The following is a 460-nucleotide window of genomic DNA, read 5'->3' as shown; positions in this document are numbered from 1 at the left end:
CCACATCGCCGACGAGCTGGAGATCAGCCCCGGCAACCTGTATTACCACTTCCGCAACAAGGACGACATCATCGAGCAGCTGTTCGCGCGCTTCGAGGCGCGCATGGACAGCGCACTGGCAGCGCCCGACGACCGCCTGCCGACGCTTGAGGACATCTGGCTGCAGCTGCACGCGGTGTTCGAGTGCATCTGGGATTTCCGCTTCGTCTATCGCGACCTGGTCGACATCACCAGCCGCAACCGCAAGCTGCGCATGCACTTCGCGCGCATCTTCAAACGTGCAGGCGAGAATGCCATCCGCATCATGCAGGGACTGGTCCGCGCGGAGGTGATGCGCGCCAGCGCGGATGAGATCCAGGCCACTTCGACCAACATCCTGCTGATCTCGACCTTCTGGCTGAACTTCAGCGCGGTGCGTGGGGAACAGGACGAACGCGAGAGCATCAACCGCGGCATCCAC

1 protein-coding gene is annotated in these 460 nt (G+C 62.8%); it reads left to right on the top strand.

Annotation, left to right across the window (positions count from 1 at the left end; translation table 11 throughout):
• On the top strand, positions 1 to 460 hold a 460-nt coding region (locus FLQ44_RS02895; protein ID WP_147692971.1), incomplete at both ends, for a TetR/AcrR family transcriptional regulator.

Source organism: Vogesella mureinivorans (genome assembly GCF_007644035.1).
In the GTDB taxonomy this organism is placed as follows: Bacteria; Pseudomonadota; Gammaproteobacteria; order Burkholderiales; family Chromobacteriaceae; genus Vogesella; species Vogesella mureinivorans.
Note: the sequence above shows the minus strand (reverse complement) of the source record. Positions and strands in the feature narration are given on the sequence as shown.